Source organism: Shewanella sp. SM101 (assembly GCF_025654465.1).
In the GTDB taxonomy this organism is placed as follows: domain Bacteria; phylum Pseudomonadota; class Gammaproteobacteria; order Enterobacterales; family Shewanellaceae; genus Shewanella; species Shewanella oncorhynchi.
In genome coordinates this window covers 1-17,137 of record NZ_JAKKRH010000052.1, presented here as the reverse complement: position 1 = coordinate 17,137, position 17,137 = coordinate 1, and the positions used below count along the sequence as shown (strand labels likewise).

Here is a 17,137-nt window from a genome sequence, read left to right as displayed (position 1 = left end):
CTTATGAGCGATACAACGAAAAACAAGTCTTTGCACCGCAGGCTTATTGCTGCTGTTGGGATATTAATCACTATCTATGTATTGATATTCATGGATACAGCAGAGCATAGCGTCATGCTCAAAAGAGAAATTGGCAACATTGAGAATGTTATTAGTTTAGATGCCACGAAGATAGTCGTGCTAAGAGCTAAAAATTGGTACGACATAACAATGATGAAGTCAGGTGTGAGCGGATTCATTGACCAGTTCAATCAAGATACCGGGCTCAACGGAGAATCACTTTGGCGTAATCCTCTTACAAGAATAATTAACAATATTAAAAGCCTCTGGTATCAGACGCTCATACGAATATCACTGATGCTGTTTTGGTTTTGGATGGCAATAGGCATGATTGGCGCGGCTGTTGTGGATGGATTAATGCAACGAAAAATCAGACAACATGAGTTTACTTCACCATCAACGGGTTATTTCAGAGTAGCAATGTGGTCGTCAACTTTAGTGATATTGATGTTAGAGGTTTACTGCATAGTTCCGGCATATTTCGCCTCTCAAATTTTCCCGCTATTTCCACTGTTATCTGCAGTAATTATTGCGTGGTTAGTGAAGGTTACACTCTCGAACAGCGCTAAGAATATGTGATTCCCTCACGTATGCGAGCTTTTAGACTTTAATACCGAAAAACACAATAAACATAGAGCAAATCAAAAAAATATTGTGTTGACAGTGTGTGTTAAACATCTAAAATTCAATAGTGAAAAATTCAATCAGTAATACTGAAATTATGGAGCGGTACCGATGACAAATATTCAAAAAGAGAAAAAAAATATCTTCCAGCTTTTTAAGGAATCCTCATTCACTGTTCGCGCAGTATTCACGGTAATAATCGTTTTCATCGCGGTACTGATGCTATACGGCGGTGATGCTAATGCTGTCTCTGCCTCTGGTGCTACGCTGCATACCTTTTTCGATACTATGTGGGATGAAGTGAAAGGTCTTATGACCGGAGCACCAGCTAAGGCAATCATGGGCCTATCTATTTTAGGCACGATAGCTTTCTCCATGATCAAGCCTAACCTTATCGGCTTCCTATCATCTGTTGTCGTGATCCTTGTATTAGCAAACGCCCCTGCAACAATTGACGGTAGTTTGACAGTGACAGTGGAAGCGTTAAAGGCTGGTCTAGCTAAGTAAGGCATAGACCAACTGATTGCGCGAGTATTAAAGGGTGCAACTTTGGTTTGCGCCCTTTTTTTTAAAATAAAGAAGGAGTTTAACGCATGAACCAAGCGCGGTTCCCCAAGCGTTGTAATGGCGCTATCAAAATCGGCAAGGTGCATTTTGACTCAATAAAGTTGGCAGTAATTGTGATGGTGTTCGCCTTAGCGTCAAGCAACATCAACATAGGTGTAATACTCGCAGTAATCAGTGTGTCCATTGTCGAATCCATGTACAAGAAGTTTGGCCGTGGAGTTCTAAAGCACATGTTATGGATCAACGGATTTTGGATTACCAGTGGTAAACAAGCGATCTTAACGCCAGCCATCAGACGGCTAATTAAGTAAGGTAGAAACTATGTTTTGGAAATCAAAAATCAAAGAGAGTTATGACAACCTCAATGTGTCCAATAAAAATATTGGCCGCTCCAATCTAGGGTTAACCGTTGCAGTCGTATTCCTAACCCTGATGGTAATGAACAAAGAAACAGAAATCATAGTGATGCCGAATGATTTTAAAGAGCCAATCATAATGAATGGCAATCAAATCACGCAGGAATACAAAATCCAGTGGGGGCTAATGATTGCAACCATTCTTGGTAACGTCACGCCTAAAAACTCTAAATTCGTAATTGACCGGATTACTAAGATGGTGCCGCTAGAGCTTAACCCTGACGAAGCCGAAGCTCTTATGGTTTCGACTATCGAAGAAATGACACTACGCGGTGTGAGTGAGAAGTTTGTGCCAAGCGATGCTATCTATTCATCAATCACGGATTACGTGTGGGTTGTTGGCGAAAAAACTACAACATCACTAAAAACAGGTGCAGCAGATAGCGGGTCATATACCTACGAATTGAAAATTGGGGTTAGGAACGGAAGTCCGATGATTTTAGATATCCAACAATACCCTCATGCCGTTAACCCCGCATTGAGAGAGCGTGAGTTGCTACAAAGTAAAAATAGCAAAGCATCCATAGACAATGACACCGTAGTTAAATTTAAGGCCGGCTGAGCATGAATAAACCAACACTAATAACCACATCAATATTGCTATCGTTCTGTGCAGCTCAAGCTGTGGCCGAAACAGAAACCGATATATATGCACTTCCAACTGATTTATTGCCGACAGAACAAGTTACCCCTCAAAGGGTGCCTGTTGCTGGCACTGACTTTAATACACTTGAACAACAAGTAATTGCAGAACAGGGGAAAAACCATGTAAGTGATCCACAAATGAATCAAATTATTGATGATGCAACAAAGGTGGCTACGATACCAAAAGCCGAAAATGCAGAGTATGGCGGTGCAAGCCCCGTCAATCCTGTCGCTATATCTCCACAGAACGCTGGCGCGGTAGTTAGTCGCCGCGATGATTCAATGGACTATCTACGCAAACAGTACAAAAGCCATCAGGTTATTTCACTGAAAGCCGGAGGCACAACAACCCTGCCTATTTCATTGTCAACGACCAACCGAATAGCGACTTCTTTTAAACATGCCAAATTCACAAGTTCTGTTCCAAGTGATGCCGCATTGATCTACTCCGAGGGTGGATTTGTGTACGTTACGCCAGGAATAAACGCCGGCGCGGTTGATGTAATTATCGAAGAAGATGGCGCACCTGAAACCGCGGTATCAATGTACCTAGTTCCACTTAACGTACCACCAGTGCTGGTAGAAATGTCCGTTACGTACAACACAGCCCAACGGCAATCTGCCGAGCGAGCCATAGCAACATATAACGAAAATGAAACACAAGAAATTGAATTAGCAAAACAAGATGAGAGGGAGCGTATAGCGACCAACCAGCCAACAGCGAATAGTCACATAGACGAGGTGATGAACCTCCTTGAAATTGTCGCTAAGGCAGAGGTGCCAGCAGGTTATGAGTTATTAGAGGGTGACAATATTCCCGCTGAAATTCGCTTCCCTTGCGATATAAGGCAAATGCTGCCTCTATACCACGAAGTTAAACAGAGACTCATTGGGGCGAGGTTAGTTATTGATATAATGGAAGTTAGGAACGATGTGAATGGCCTAAGATCATTCCGTGATGAAGCCTGCATGGGGTTAGGTCGTGAGGATGTGATGGCTGTTGGCGTACTGGATAAAGCTACTTTAGCTCCAACTGAAAGCGCCGAAGTCTACATACTGAGAGACAGAACTTATTGGGAACGTCAACTTAAGGTGCCGCGCCGCGCGCGCGTTGGAGGTTAGTATGGAACAACTTGACAAACTAAGAGCCCAATGGCTTGCCCTTCCAGCAAATTACCGCACTATCGGTATTGTTGTTCTCCTAGCTGCCCCTGCATTTTTTATAGCAGAAGCAGTATTCCCCTCTGCGCCAGTAAATAAGCCAGAGGCTACACCGGTTAGATCTAAACCAATATTCATGTCCTCAATGGGTAGCGAACGCTTAGAATTGACTCAAACGTCAGGACAGCTCATTGCCATGAGGAAAAAGATCCAAGAGCGAGAAAAAGCCATTGACGCTCAATACACGGAGCAAAAAGCCGGAGAGAAACGCATTCAATCGCAAGTTGATACCTTACAAATGTCACAAATGGACATGACTAAGCGTCTTGAAACAATATCGCACCAAATGCAAATGCTCGTAGACAGCGAAGTAAAGGCTCCAAGGAATCAAGTGGGCGGCGCAGTGCAACAAGCGCAGCCATCAAACATTGCAGCCGCTACTGATAATAATTTCACATTAGATCCAATGGCGAGCCTAAAAAGCAGTGATGTTTCAATCGGACCTCCACCAAGCAAGCGGCTTACAATGAATCGAGGTGAATTGTCGATTGGAAAGCCGGCGATAGAAAGTGCTGAGCCTGTAATAGCCCAACAAACTAATGCGCAAGTAGTGGCTAAAAAGTCCATTTCACAATCAGATTCAGGTAGTAACTCTAAAGCTGAACAGGTGCAAGATACATGGCTGTCGGCGGGTACTGTATTGCCTATGACCTTGTTAACAGGTCAGCATGTCCCGACCAGTACATCAGCTCAAACAAACCCTGCACCAGTCCTTCTAAAAATTGTAGATGTTGGCATGATGCCTAACGGCTTCACGATTGATTTAGTAGGGTGCATGGTTGTTGGCTCAGCAAGAGGTAGCGCTAGTACCAGCAGAGTAGAAATTAGAGCTGAGAGCATCAGTTGTATCGATCAACAAGGCAGAGCAATTGAACAACCATTTGTGGCCTCTGCACAAGGGCAAGATGGACACGCTGGCATCCCTGCTAAATTAGTTACTCGATATGGTGAGTCGATTAAACAATCGTTTTGGGCGGGTATTTACGGCACTGGGGCGGATACGTTAACCAACATGACGAACAATAAGTCAAACGGTGGCGTTTATGATAGCAACTATTACAAGGATTCAACTGGGTCCGCTATGGCCGGCGGCGCGAGTTCCGCATTCGATAAAATAGCTGATTTCTATTTAGAGCTGGCCGATGAAGCTCGCCCCTATTTAGAAATGAATGGCGGTATTGAAGGTGTCGATTTTATTGTTCAGCGCGGTATGGGCCTTAAATTTAAAGGGTAAGACAATGACAACAAAAAACTCAGAAGATATTGATCACAACGCCGATGTTGCCAGTCAAACAGAGCCACATTTTAAATCGGATGTAACCAGTTCGGAGGGCACCGAGGCGCCTGTGATAAATGAGCAGTCAGTTAATGACATAGCAACTCGCGATGCTAAAACAAAAACTGAACCTGTAGACTCTGATAGCACCATAGCAAAGAGAGTGAATGAACAAGGATTGTCGGCCCCTAAACTTATCGCCACGATGGTCGGGATGGTATTTTTATTCGGACTGCTTAAAGTGGGTATGGGTATCATGGGATCTCCTGAAACTACCATTGATGTCAGCAATAAATATGTGTCAAACCCTGACACTCAAAAAATTGCGGTTGTCGATGTGAAAGAAATGTTCGCAGAATGGTCGAAAGAAGCTGTGCTAGAGGGTGAAATGAGCACTGCGGCTCAGGAGCTTGGGCAATTGTATTTCGATATGGGTTATCTGGTCTTGGATGCAAACATGGTTGTACGCACCCCTGCTGCGTTTAAAATGAATATCCCGCCAGTTAGTGTACTCATTTCAACAAAGGCTATTAGAGAGCAATACGTATCCGAAGGTAAAGCCCCACCGAAAGCAGAAAAGCTAATAGAAATGGCGCTTGCTATGCAGAATCAAGAAAATCCGTAAGTATCAATAAAAGTTCTCACAAAAACGTACCGGAGTGGTTATTTTCGTTAGCCCTTAACACATATAACCACCCCGGCATAAATTAAGCGCCCCGGAGCGATGACTTCCGTCAGCCCCTAACACATACAACCACCCCGGCATAAATTAAGCGCCCCGGAGCGATGACTTCCGTCAGCCCCTAACACATACAACCACCCCGGCATAAATTAAGCGCCCGGAGCGATGACTTCCGTCAGCCCCTAACACATACAACTACCCCGCCCCGGATGTGGTTATGTCAGGCCCCTTCTTTCTCTGCCCTTTATCCGCAAGGCCGATGAATACTCTCCTACGAATGCGAGAGTCTTTAAATTTTTGCCTAAATAAATCCTGCCTGTAGCCTAGTGAAAATCAAATCAAAGATGATGCTGATAGCAAGCAACAAGTTTAGGATTTACGGTTTGGGCGTGGCTAAATAAAAAGGAAAATAGGTATGGAAATTTTAAGAAACCCAGAATATGACGAGCAATTTAGAGCGGAAGAAATAGCCGCAGAGTCTCGCGATTTTAGCCGGATGATTAAGGAACTACTGTCCGATACTGACAGTGACTACCCTACTAACAAAGTATGGCTAGGCACTGTCCTAATAAATGGGGTTGAAACACAGATCCAGATAGTCGCCACCCAAGAACGTTCGTTCTTCATAGACGAAAACTAACCAACAAAACAAGCCGCCATTGCGCGGAATTTTTGCATTGTAGGCGGACATAATAGTTTTCAAAATGGACAAGGTTAAGGGGTGAGCTCCCCAAGGATAATAACTATTTTGACAGTTAACATGCATCTTATTATTGCGTGATAATAATAAGTGCGTAAAATTCTTATTATTATCACATAACAATAAGGACGAATCGCTATGAGAATTTCACGACTGCAAAGTGACGTGCTAGTTGCACTGGCCGCTCTCGAAAGCAGGAACATTACAAGCGTGTCTCGTACCGACTTGCTCAATATCATTAACTCTGTTCGTGAAACCCCCGTTTTCGCCGTGGCGCTACGCGCATCAATGGAAACATTGCGCAGACACGGGCTCACGCGAACAACTAAGAACATGAAAACAAACAAGCTATCTTACTCAATCACAGGCGAGGGCCGAGCGCTTGGGATAGATATCACAGTACAGCGCGAAAGAGAAAAGGCCGTAGAAAATGAGTAAGAAAATGCAAGCTCTCGATATAGTTAATCGCATGAAGCAAAGCTATGACTGCCTCCTATTCCTTGGCGGCGAAGAAAAGCTTGTTGAGTCAGTAAGAGGCTGGCGCGGTCACTTTGTCACGATCATGAAAGAGGAAGGCAAGACACTTATAGAAAGCCTAATTGTCCTACTTGAACGTGCAAAGGGGCATAAAGACGAAGGAATGCTAATGCTGATACTGTTAGCCGTGGCGTTTGAATTAGCAGAAGAGACTCTTATACAAGGAACCGAACTATGCCTACCAAAACAACTCAGCACGGACAAGATTGGGCAATTGGCTCAATTATTGAAATGTATGAAGAACAGCTAGAAATTATCAGTAACTATGGTTCTAGCGGCACAGTTCGCACGATGGGCGAAAAGGCCGTGTTGATATCGACACCGGAATAATGGACGGGTGAAGTAACAGTGAAAAAGTAAAGGCGTCCCATGTGGACGCCTTTTTGATATTGGAACACCCCGCACACCCCAGTAAACGCTAGCTTATATCATTACCATTCATTCATTATGCTTTTTTTATGCCTTATTTATTGCTTTCTTCTTTTTTCATGCTACATTGAACTTACTTGGTCGCAAGACTTGCTCTTTAAAAATATAGCCTGTTAAAACTAAGACCAATTATGAGAGGTGAACCTTGGCGCTATCTGTCAACTGGTCAAGCTCCGCAAGAAGACAACTTAAAGCTATTGCTCCAAAGTTTAAGTCAGCAATTCTTGCGGATATTGATTTATTGTCAAATAAACAAACCACTGGTTTAGACATTTGCAGAATGATGAAAGCAAAAGACACTTACAGAATAAGAGTCGGCGATTATCGCATTGTATTTGTCTACACCCGCACCGAACCAAAAGCGATATACATTGAAGCAGTTGGCTCGCGTGGTGATGTTTACAAGTAAAGCTAGGGCGCAAGCGCGCCCTAGCTTTTTACCTACACATAAGACGGTACTTACTAATAAAAGGAATACCACAATAATCTACTAAGTAATTGAAACCACATGCATAAGTGCAAAGTATATTCAATATGTGAACAATACTAAGCAGAAATGCCAGATATAATAATCTATCAAAGTAGCCCTAAATGCGGCTAGAACTTTGACAACGACACGCCAAGCTTAGCCACATGACTAGGCAGAGCTTTGGCAACTAAAGTTATGCCACTTAATTAGCAATTAAGTGGCAACAATAACTACAGAGGTCATTATGATTCAATTCATCCGTGACAATAATAATCACGCTCAATTTGCTATCGTACCGATACATATATATGAGCGACTAAAAGATTTAATAAACGAAGAAGACTCCCCGCTTGACGATTTCTTAATGAACGTCAAAGAGGAAGATGCCGACGAACTAGATGCAGACATGCTATCTGGCATCCAACCGAGTGGCGGCGAATATACCCCCCACGCAGTCGTCAAGCTGATTGAGCTTGATAACATGACGCCAGCAGCCGCATGGCGAACGTATCGCGGCTTTAGCCAATCTGAGGCAGCTATAGCACTTAACATTGGACAGCCAACGTTAAGCCGCATGGAATCCAGAGGCGCTAACACAAGACCAGCGAGCAAACGAAAAATGGCTCAGCTATATCAATGTAGCATTGAGCAATTAGCATAAAAAAAGGGCGTCCCATGTGGACGCCCTTTTTGTTTGCACTGCTGACCGACAATCCCCCTTATGCGCAATCATGCCCTATTAACCATTTGTTGAACTTCGTGGGCTTCACTTGCCGGGTGATTATAATTATGGATAAAAAGAAAATAGTTTGGCGCTTACATATTTGATTAAACCTACCACCTGTTTGATTCGAAAACTCAAGTGCATGAATAATGTAAAAGCATTATTTTCGATGTCCGGTCCTAACAAGTGTAATCCTATTAAGCCAAACCACTGCCGAAGTGCTATTCCACGAATTCGGGATGCTAGCCAGCGGGTAGTTTAGGAAACTCATACAGGCGTGTAACATCTACACAATAGAGTTTCACGCTACCACTACCCTTTTTTGTATCGAACTTAGCAATAGCCTCATAGTAACGAGCCTTAGACTTACCCTTTTGCACATAAAAATACTCAGCAACTTGCATTCGACTACTGTTAAAGTTACTGACCAAACCAAACTCGCGATGAATCCCGCCAAAGGGAAAGTACGTTTCAAATCTGATGCGATCATCTTCTTTGAGATCACTCAGCAACACATCAACAGACGCAGGCTTGTTCTCTGAGCATTGACGCTCTGTGTAGCTTTTCGTTTGCTCTATTCCTCTCGTGCCAGCTAAACAACAGAAAGGGACGATGAACGCTACTAACATTGTAATATTTAAATTCATGGATCTCTCGCTAGGATTTAAAATTAACAGTGGTCTAACTGCTTAGACTTGCAATCTTTCTTAAGAAATTTTGGCTAAAAAATGAATGACTCTTAACGAAGGTAAGGCTATACATTTTTTAGCCAATAAAAAACCTAATAAAACATCAATGGGTTATCAACTTGCTTTAACAAAATTTTAGCTCGCGCCGCAGGACAAAAGCCCTGTGGCGCTGAACATAAATAATTACCATGTGAGCTACTTCCTATAGGTATAGGTCTTTTGTGGGGCGCTAACTACAGGCTGCGGGGCGACATAAACATTAGGAGAATGATGACTTTGTGGGTGTCCCTGACTTTGTGGGTGTCCCTGACTTTGTGGATGTCCCTGACTTTGTGGATGTCCCTGACTTTGTGGATGTCCCTGACTTTGTGGATGTCCCTGACTTTGTGGGTGTCCCTGACTTTGTGGGTGTCCCTGACTTTGTGGGTGTCCCTGACTTTGTGGGTATCCCTGACTTTGTGGGGCCTTATCCAGCAATTGCACTTGACCATCAAAATCTACGACAACCTCAGTAATTTGGCGCTTTTGATTATTTTCATCAGTCCATTTACGAGTTTTTTGCTTACCCTCGACATAAACCTGACGGCCTTTACCTGCGTAAGTATTAATAATTTCTGCTAACTTGCCCCAAACAACAATACGATGCCAATCCGTCACTTCCTGCTCAACGCCACTAGAGTCTTTCCAAGAGTCGCTAGTCGCTAAGCTAAATTTAGCCACTGACGAACCATTAGCCAGAGTCTTAAACTCAATTTCTTGACCTATATTACCTATTAAAATTACCTTGTTAACCGATGCCATTTTGTTACACCAAAGTTTACGATGAATTATCAATAGACTCATTTGAACACAAAAAAATTATCTCGCAAGAAATAAAAATCAAAATGCCAAGCCCATTTAAAATGGGCCGCCCCGTATAGTTTTTAAGTGTACACACGACAGTTTTTAAGTGTTGAAGTACACAAAAGGAGTGCTACAAACGGCAAGTTGAGTTATTTATGTTAGAGCCCAACACTTCTATATAAACAATGATTTAAGTGTATTGATGAAATTTTTTTTCAATACAACTACTTATAGTGTTAACTATAGAAATTGGCAAAACACGGACAATCAGATCAGCTTGTGATATAAGTAAAAAATCAACTTGAGTATATAAATTAGCCAGACAAAGTGCGCCCATTCAGCTTTATTTTATTTAAACAATAAAATCAATACATTAACACTCAACCCTAGTATTGCTAACGTTAAGTTATTTTAGTGATAGCAGCTAAAACACTTAAAAACAGTACGTCAAAACACTTAGATAAGGTGGTCAAAACACTTAATTAAGGTTGCGAAACACTTAAGAAAGGTTGGCAAACACTTAAATAAGGTTGTCTTAGGTCTGGATTGGATTTTCCCAGTATGTATAATGAAATTAGGTTGCGCCCCCATGTGGGATATCGCTAAATACACTAAATAACAGGTTTACATTGTGACTAAAAATCCAAAAGGCTCACAAGAAAAGTTAGAACATGAGGATTTCATCGTTCACCCCGAATACAAGCTACCATCAACATACAAAAAAAATCATAAATTGATTTTTAGTAGAGTCTCGTTGACAACTCACGAACAGAATTTATTCGCCCTATTCCTAATTCAACTTCAAAATATTGATTGGCGACCGGATGCGCGGCTTGAGATCAAGATACCTGCTCATAAATTAAGTGAGTGGCTAAATATTGAATCTAAAAATATCAGTACCACAATCAAAGTCATCGCTAAACGGCTACAGTCCAGAGTAATTGCTATCGAAAATGCAGCAGATAGCACTGAGTTTGAATCGCATACACTGTTTCCATCAGTTAAGTATGCTGATCGACAACTATCTATTATCCCAAATTATGAATTACGCGAGTTTTTTGTTGATACATCAAAGGGATATGCTTCTATTAACGTGATGAAACTACTTCGCTTTAACGGGCGTTATACAAAGACAATGTATGATATTTTATCTCGATTCAAAAACCCTGAGAATCGAATGTTTAAAATCGACATGGAAACATTAAAGGGCATTTTTGGCATCATTGATGGTAACGGGGAGCCAGTTTCAGGTAAATCAACGCTAATGGATAACACCAAATTCATAGAAAAAGTCCTCGTTAGTTCTATCGCTGAAATTGAACAGCTATGTAGTGAGGAACTAATCTTCTTCGCAGGTAAAGACCAAACATCAAGAGCCCCACGTCAGGGCATCACCATAAACAGAGTTGGTAAACTGATTACGAGTGTAACATTTGAGTATTTGTGGATAGACCAGTTTATCAAACAGCACCCGATGGACGAGAACACAGCTACAGATTATGCGTTGCATACAGAAAACAGAGAACGGACCAAAAAGGAACAGATTACCCAGGAGGAATTGGAGAAATTAGCTGTTGCATATTATGTGATTGTGACCGAGAACCCGGAGGACGCAAATAGCGAAAAATTACGGGCTCAATGCGTTAAAATATTTGAAAGAGTATTTGCGTTCTATCGTCAAAAAGCCGGTGCAAGATCACTCGATGTAGATGTAGAACCTGAAAAAGCCAATCTCGCTAAACTATCAAAGCTAACGCAATTGCTTGACCTCTAAACACTTAAAAACTGTCGTGTATCGACACTTAAAAACTGTCGTGTATTGACACTTAAAAACTGTCGTGTATTGACGCTTAAAAACTGTCGTGTATCGACACTTAAAAACTGTCGTGTATTGACGCTTAAAAACTGTCGTGTATTGACGCTTAAAAACTGTCGTGTATCGACACTTAAAAACTGTCGCGTATTGACGCTTAAAAACTGTCGTGTATCGACACTTAAAAACTGTCGTGTATCGACACTTAAAAACTGTCGTGTATTGACGCTTAAAAACTGTCGGGTATTAACGCTTAAAAAAGGTGGTTAAACTAGAATTATACGGTATCGGTTTATGTGTAACTTCTTCTAAAAATAGCTTTAATACAGTCAACACTTAAAAACTGTCGTATATATACACTTAAAAAAGGGAGTAAAACACTTAAAGAAGGGAGCGAAATCGGTATTTATGCAAAAGATCAGTGACTCCACTACTCTCCATTGGTTACTTTTTAAGCTGGTAAGCGGAACACTTAAAAACTGTCGTGTATTTACACTTAAAAAAGGTGGTCAAATACGAATGCAACAAAAGATAACCATGTATAATTTTCTTAAAAATAGTCATTAATTCAATCAACACTTAAAAACTGTCGTGTATTGGCACTTAAAAAAGGGAGTGAAACACTTAAAAAAGGTTGTCAAATGAGCAAAAACGTAAGGAATTAATGTTTTTCCCATTTCTTGTTGATTGTTTTTTAAGCTGACAAATTGTTACACTTAAAAACAGTCATGTGTACACTTAAAAACAGTCATGTGTACACTTAAAAACAGTCGTGTGTACACTTAAAAACTATCCTGTATACACTTAAAAACTATCCTGTATACACTTAAAAAGTGTAAAAAATAGTGGTTTAACTAACTGATTTAAAATGTAAAAATCAATCTCTATAGTCTTTTATATTTATCTATATTCTTTATAAAGATCATTATAAAGATCTTTTATAGGGGAAAGATCCTTTTTTGATCTCTTTTTAGATCGAAAGCAGAGCATTAAGATCCTTCTCACTTAGTTAACCAGTAGTTACTTGAAATAGTAATCATGAAGTATGCTTAGATAGAATCTAAAGTAAGTTGTATCAACACTCCTAGATCGCGCTAGATTCGATTTTGATCGCAATTAATTGCCAATGCCATAATATTGTTCTTAAAATGCAATACAGAGTGATACAGGTCCACATGTGTACACCTACCCCCTATGTTTATCAGTAAAACTACTTACTTCTCAATGCTACGCTCAATGATTCACGTTCACGTTCGGACTGAGATAAAGAATGTTGTGATTGAGTAAATTGTTTTTGCAATTCAATGTACTGCCCTTGAAGCGATGCAAGATTTTTAGAGTCTGAACGAAAATCTTGATTCTCACTTGTAAGCCGCTGGATATTTGTTACTTGATTTTCAAGCTGTATTTGCAACCTTGTATTTTTAGTACGTTCATCTGCGAGCTCTGCGACAGCCTTTTGATGAGACTCTAGTGTCTGCTGATGCAGGGCTTGCTCAATCTGACGCTTAGCTTGATCTACGCTTAATAACCCAATCTGCTCACGTAAAATAATTGTTTCTTGCTCAGCTTTGTCTGCACGAATGTTTGCGGCATTAACCAGCGACTCAGCTTCAGATTTAGCATTCTCAATTAAAAGTTGAGATTTAGTTTCAGCCATCCTTACTAGCCCTTCGGCATCCAACTTAGCTAACTCAGCAATTTTAGCGTATTCAGCAACTTTGACCTCGGCCTTTCTAGCATCCTCTACGGCAGATCCTATTTTGTTATTTGCGTCATTAATGGCATGAGTAGCTTTGGCTTCAGCTATTTCTATGCGATGTGATGCGTTCTGTTCCAACTCCGATATTAATTCAACAAGTTCATCGCGTTGGTCCTTCATTTCAGCCAGTAGAGTGCTTAATTTATCAGTTTTGCGATCAACAACAGTCTGCACTTCACTAGCTAGGAGTTTCGCAATAGCAGAACTACCTAGCTCGTCAGCCATCTTTAGCACTTCGGCACTTCGTTTATCATTATAGTCCCTCAAGTGCTGGCTCACAGTTTCGGTTCGACCACCAGTAACTCCTAGTAAGTTACGCACTGACGGCGTAATACCATTATTTAACATGTTAGTTGCGGCTTTAGACACTTGTTCAAAAGAAACGCTACTTTGTTCTTTCATAATAAAACCCTTTGAAACGATGATTGAATAATAATACAGCAATGGAAACGGGAAACAATTGTTTCCATAGTTAAACAGTTTCCGGTTAAACCATCAGTCATATTAAATTTCTATTTTTCACTGAGATTAAGAAACAACAAGTATTGTATGAGTACGCGATTAGTAGCGGCTAATGAGCTTGTTAAAATCTGTAAACAGGTTTTTTGTATAGTGGTGCGCTTTAACCACACATGACTGTTGAATACCGCACCTTTTAAGTGTATGGTATTTAAAAATTGATTAAATAGAGACACAAAGAATGAGCGAAAAACAGTTTACGAAAAAAATGATAGCCATAGCTGATAGGGCTAGAAAAGTTTTAACGAGCATGTCTGAATCCGTTTCAAATCAAAAAGTTGAGTTTGAAACAGACACGTTTCATCAGCGTTACTCAAAAGGTGCTGTTGGCAATTTACCGTTGTTAACGCGTAAAATCGTTGAGAAATCGATGCATGAAATGGAAGCTGAAGGTTATCAGTTTTCCAAAAAAATGAATGGTTCAGTCGAGGTTTATGATCTGCCAATTAGTCAGGTAATAGATATATACAAGCATCGTAAAATAACTCCGTTATGTAAAAGATTTGAACGTGGGTTAGTGCTGTTTATATGTAATTTGAAAGGCGGAGTGTCTAAAACTGTTTCAACCGTAAACATTGCTCATTCGCTGCGCTGCCACCCTAACCTACTCCAACATGACCTGAGAATATTAATTCTTGATGGTGATCCACAGAGTTCGGCATCTATGTTTTTAAATCACAAACATGCGATTGGGACCATTGATAATACGACCATCCAAGCAATTTTAGCTGACCTAACCCGAGAAGAACTTCTAGAGCATTTCGTGTTGCCTACGCAAATACAGGGCGTTGACATGATCCCTGCATCAATTGCTGATGGTTTCATTGCCGAACAATGGGTACAGCTATGCAAAGAGCAATTTGGTGACAATGTAAATCCGTGGGAATTGTTTAAAAAGAATGTAACTGAAAGATTAATAAATGACTATGACCTCATTATGATTGATTGTGGACCACATTTAGATTCAATTTTGAAATCTACACTGTGCGCCACAGACATACTTATTACCCCATTACCACCAACAACGGTAGATTTGCACTCAACATTCCAGTACATCGAACGCCTGCCACAGATAATTGATGATCTTGAACGTTCTGGTGCAGAAATTAATATACTCGGGCATTTAGCTTATATGACTCGTTTTTCTCAAACCGAGCAGGACAACGATAGCTCTATGATAGCAAATGCTGTTTTTGGGGAAGATTTGATGTTGACGAATATCCCTGAACTATCGGCATTTAAACGATGCGCTGAGACATTTGATACAGTAATTTCTGTTCACCCTGATAATTATACTGGTGACTCGCGTTCACTAAAAAAAGCTAGAACAGCTATAGATGCGTTTTCACTGACGCTTTTCCAGCATATTTCAAGGTTACGGGGGATATAAATATGGCTGGTAAAGGCTTATTTAAAACTGTTGGCCGTGTCAATTCGATGATTGAACGGATGGACCTAAATAGTGATGAAAGCGCAAAGCTGAATACAAATGTACAAGATTCTATGGTTATTCATTTGTCGTCTGGCCGCGTTGTCACATTTTTTAGAGATCAGGTAGCGGCTGAAAATGTGCAAACAAAAACGCATGTTCATCAGCACAACCCTCGTCCAAACGTGGATATTACCCCATTATCGTTACAAAAAATTGTTGCTTCTATTGCTCAAATGCAATTTGCAAACGTTTTAGCTACAAAGGACAAAAATGGATATGCGATTTTTGACGGCCAGCGGCGCAGGGAAGCGGCTATTATAGCTGGTGCCAATTTAAATGTTTCATACACTAACGAAGTTTTAAGTAAGTCCGAAATATTAGAAATCATTCAGTATGTTAAAACAGATGCACAACAGAGCTTGCGTGATGCTGGCTTGCTGTTTGATAAACTGATTTTAGAGTCTGAGATAGCTGCAAAAAATGATGGAACTGGGCAAACTAAACCATTGTCATTCCGCATGTTAGCGCGTCAATTTGATGTTTCATATTCATACGTTCAGCGAGCATTGAAATCTATAAAAATTCCTACAGAGGTAATTGCGCTATTGCCTAGCCCATCGGCAATAAACTCTACACAAGTGGACACATTATTTAAAATAACAAATATGCAAATGGATCTTAGTGAATTGCTAACCCCGTCTGTGATGGCTGATATTAATGAGATCATTGCTTATGTGCCACCACACAAAGATTCAGCGGGTATTTATGATATTAATGTCAATCGTAATGAACTTATCATCAACGTATTAAAAGCGGCTAGTAAGAGTGAACCTAAAAATGCACCCAAGGCGCGACTAGCTGAAAACGCAGAGCGTGATAGTTGGGTGACAATGCGTACTCATAAAAACAAAACAAATGTGGAGATAGTAAAACTTAATGAAGATGAAATTCAGCAGCTCAAGGATTTTTTGATTAACTTAGTTAGTAACAAACATTAGAAAAAGTAGACAGGTCGAACCGCCAAGCCTGACCTGTCAAACCAACACTGCTAAACCCTTAATCGGAGATTTATTCATGTCAGCAGAAAGAATGTTAGCACTCGCAATAGCGATTAACAATGCGCTAAGCAATAAAATACCTTTCACATTGCCAGCAATGAAAATGCGTGAGTTATGTGAAATACAAAGGATCTGTGTTGAGCTGAATGCTACAAAGAAATAAGATAGAAAATATAGAAAACAAGAGGCCATAGCGGTCTCTTTTTTTTTGATTAATTTCCAATAAATTTTTCAAGCTATAAGCCTAAATTGTAAGGGTGATTCTCAGGAATCAGTTGGCAAGGTGTGTTAGTGGGTGATTCTCAGGAATCAGTTCTAAATGGGCTTTGCTACTATCGTCATAACGTTAGGCCCAGTTTTCACCAAGGTTAAGTATCATACTTAAAAGGCAACGATTATCGGTACGCTGCATTTTCTAAAACGTTTATGCCCCATTATCAGTTAGACCAAATACACTACAGTTTTGAGTTTCAAATCTGTCACAATTTCCTAAATTGCATATCTATTCAACTCATTGACCTCAATCTCAAGCTAAAATAAATAAGGACATTTCTAAAGTCATTTAGGGGTCAGTTATGTGGACGAAAAAAGGCCATCGAACTGGGCAGAAAAAGCCCTTTAAGCTCGAGGATATCTGGCGTATCCGCACTAGACTCGAAATCGAAGGTAAT

The 17,137-nt window shown here is 40.6% G+C and carries 18 protein-coding genes and 1 pseudogene; 15 read left to right on the top strand and 4 right to left on the bottom strand.

The window, feature by feature from the left end; genetic code table 11:
- Positions 1 to 3: 3 nt before the first annotated feature.
- Together L5M38_RS20555 and L5M38_RS20550 are read left to right on the top strand one after the other, a co-directional pair.
- On the top strand, positions 4 to 639 hold the full coding sequence (locus L5M38_RS20555; RefSeq protein ID WP_014620362.1) for a DUF4400 domain-containing protein: 636 nt from the start codon (positions 4 to 6) through the stop codon (positions 637 to 639).
- 156 nt (positions 640 to 795) lie between these two features.
- On the top strand, positions 796 to 1,191 hold the full coding sequence (locus L5M38_RS20550; RefSeq protein ID WP_014620361.1) for a hypothetical protein: 396 nt from the start codon (positions 796 to 798) through the stop codon (positions 1,189 to 1,191).
- Positions 1,192 to 1,270: 79 nt separating this feature from the next.
- Here L5M38_RS20550 and L5M38_RS24620 read toward each other — a convergent pair whose 3' ends face one another.
- Positions 1,271 to 1,435, bottom strand: coding sequence for a hypothetical protein (locus tag L5M38_RS24620; RefSeq protein WP_411569292.1), 165 nt, complete (start codon positions 1,433 to 1,435; stop codon positions 1,271 to 1,273).
- A 137-nt stretch (positions 1,436 to 1,572) separates the two neighbouring features.
- Between L5M38_RS24620 and L5M38_RS20540 the strand changes: the two genes are divergently transcribed.
- The 9 genes from L5M38_RS20540 (at position 1,573) to L5M38_RS20500 (ending at position 8,287) form a co-directional block, all read left to right on the top strand.
- Positions 1,573 to 2,229, top strand: coding sequence for a TraE/TraK family type IV conjugative transfer system protein (locus tag L5M38_RS20540; protein ID WP_014620359.1), 657 nt, complete (start codon positions 1,573 to 1,575; stop codon positions 2,227 to 2,229).
- Positions 2,230 to 2,231: 2 nt separating this feature from the next.
- Positions 2,232 to 3,434: a hypothetical protein gene (locus tag L5M38_RS20535; RefSeq protein ID WP_014620358.1), complete on the top strand. Its 1,203-nt coding sequence runs from the start codon at positions 2,232 to 2,234 to the stop codon at positions 3,432 to 3,434.
- A 1-nt stretch (position 3,435) separates the two neighbouring features.
- Entirely contained in the window at positions 3,436 to 4,767 is a 1,332-nt protein-coding gene (locus L5M38_RS20530) for a TraB/VirB10 family protein (RefSeq protein WP_014620357.1), read from the top strand.
- Between the two features lie 4 nt (positions 4,768 to 4,771).
- Positions 4,772 to 5,434, top strand: a complete 663-nt coding sequence (locus L5M38_RS20525; protein WP_014620356.1) for a hypothetical protein — start codon at positions 4,772 to 4,774, stop codon at positions 5,432 to 5,434.
- A 472-nt stretch (positions 5,435 to 5,906) separates the two neighbouring features.
- Positions 5,907 to 6,131, top strand: coding sequence for a hypothetical protein (locus tag L5M38_RS20520; RefSeq protein WP_014620355.1), 225 nt, complete (start codon positions 5,907 to 5,909; stop codon positions 6,129 to 6,131).
- 198 nt (positions 6,132 to 6,329) lie between these two features.
- Entirely contained in the window at positions 6,330 to 6,629 is a 300-nt protein-coding gene (locus L5M38_RS20515; RefSeq protein ID WP_014620354.1) for a hypothetical protein, read from the top strand.
- Positions 6,622 to 6,978 carry a hypothetical protein gene (locus L5M38_RS20510; protein WP_263180189.1) on the top strand — a complete coding sequence of 119 codons (357 nt, stop codon included), beginning with the start codon at positions 6,622 to 6,624 and terminating at the stop codon, positions 6,976 to 6,978. The genes L5M38_RS20515 and L5M38_RS20510 overlap by 8 nt, the downstream gene beginning before the upstream one ends.
- A 324-nt stretch (positions 6,979 to 7,302) precedes the next feature.
- The gene (locus tag L5M38_RS20505; protein WP_263180187.1) at positions 7,303 to 7,566 is read left to right on the top strand and encodes a type II toxin-antitoxin system RelE family toxin; all 264 of its coding nucleotides are present in this window, start codon (positions 7,303 to 7,305) and stop codon (positions 7,564 to 7,566) included.
- A 304-nt stretch (positions 7,567 to 7,870) separates the two neighbouring features.
- The gene (locus tag L5M38_RS20500) at positions 7,871 to 8,287 is read left to right on the top strand and encodes a helix-turn-helix domain-containing protein (protein WP_263180185.1); all 417 of its coding nucleotides are present in this window, start codon (positions 7,871 to 7,873) and stop codon (positions 8,285 to 8,287) included.
- A gap of 305 nt (positions 8,288 to 8,592) precedes the next feature.
- Here L5M38_RS20500 and L5M38_RS20495 read toward each other — a convergent pair whose 3' ends face one another.
- Positions 8,593 to 8,997, bottom strand: a complete 405-nt coding sequence (locus L5M38_RS20495; protein WP_014620349.1) for a hypothetical protein — start codon at positions 8,995 to 8,997, stop codon at positions 8,593 to 8,595.
- A gap of 237 nt (positions 8,998 to 9,234) precedes the next feature.
- A complete protein-coding gene (gene ssb / locus L5M38_RS20490) occupies positions 9,235 to 9,840 on the bottom strand; it encodes a single-stranded DNA-binding protein (RefSeq protein WP_263180182.1) in 606 nt (201 codons plus the stop codon).
- A gap of 673 nt (positions 9,841 to 10,513) precedes the next feature.
- On the opposite strand from ssb, the gene L5M38_RS20485 reads away from it, so the two are divergent.
- The gene (locus tag L5M38_RS20485; RefSeq protein WP_014620347.1) at positions 10,514 to 11,656 is read left to right on the top strand and encodes a replication initiation protein; all 1,143 of its coding nucleotides are present in this window, start codon (positions 10,514 to 10,516) and stop codon (positions 11,654 to 11,656) included.
- Positions 11,657 to 12,905: 1,249 nt separating this feature from the next.
- Here L5M38_RS20485 and L5M38_RS20480 read toward each other — a convergent pair.
- A complete protein-coding gene (locus L5M38_RS20480; RefSeq protein ID WP_014620346.1) occupies positions 12,906 to 13,859 on the bottom strand; it encodes a DNA-binding protein in 954 nt (317 codons plus the stop codon).
- A 298-nt stretch (positions 13,860 to 14,157) separates the two neighbouring features.
- Here L5M38_RS20480 and L5M38_RS20475 point away from each other — a divergent pair, with 298 nt between their 5' ends.
- From L5M38_RS20475 to L5M38_RS20465, 3 genes and pseudogenes are all read left to right on the top strand, one after another.
- Positions 14,158 to 15,366: an AAA family ATPase gene (locus L5M38_RS20475; RefSeq protein ID WP_014620345.1), complete on the top strand. Its 1,209-nt coding sequence runs from the start codon at positions 14,158 to 14,160 to the stop codon at positions 15,364 to 15,366.
- 2 nt (positions 15,367 to 15,368) lie between these two features.
- A complete protein-coding gene (locus L5M38_RS20470) occupies positions 15,369 to 16,406 on the top strand; it encodes a ParB/RepB/Spo0J family partition protein (RefSeq protein WP_263180179.1) in 1,038 nt (345 codons plus the stop codon).
- Between the two features lie 635 nt (positions 16,407 to 17,041).
- A pseudogene (locus L5M38_RS20465) lies at positions 17,042 to 17,137 on the top strand (integrase); the annotation flags it as partial.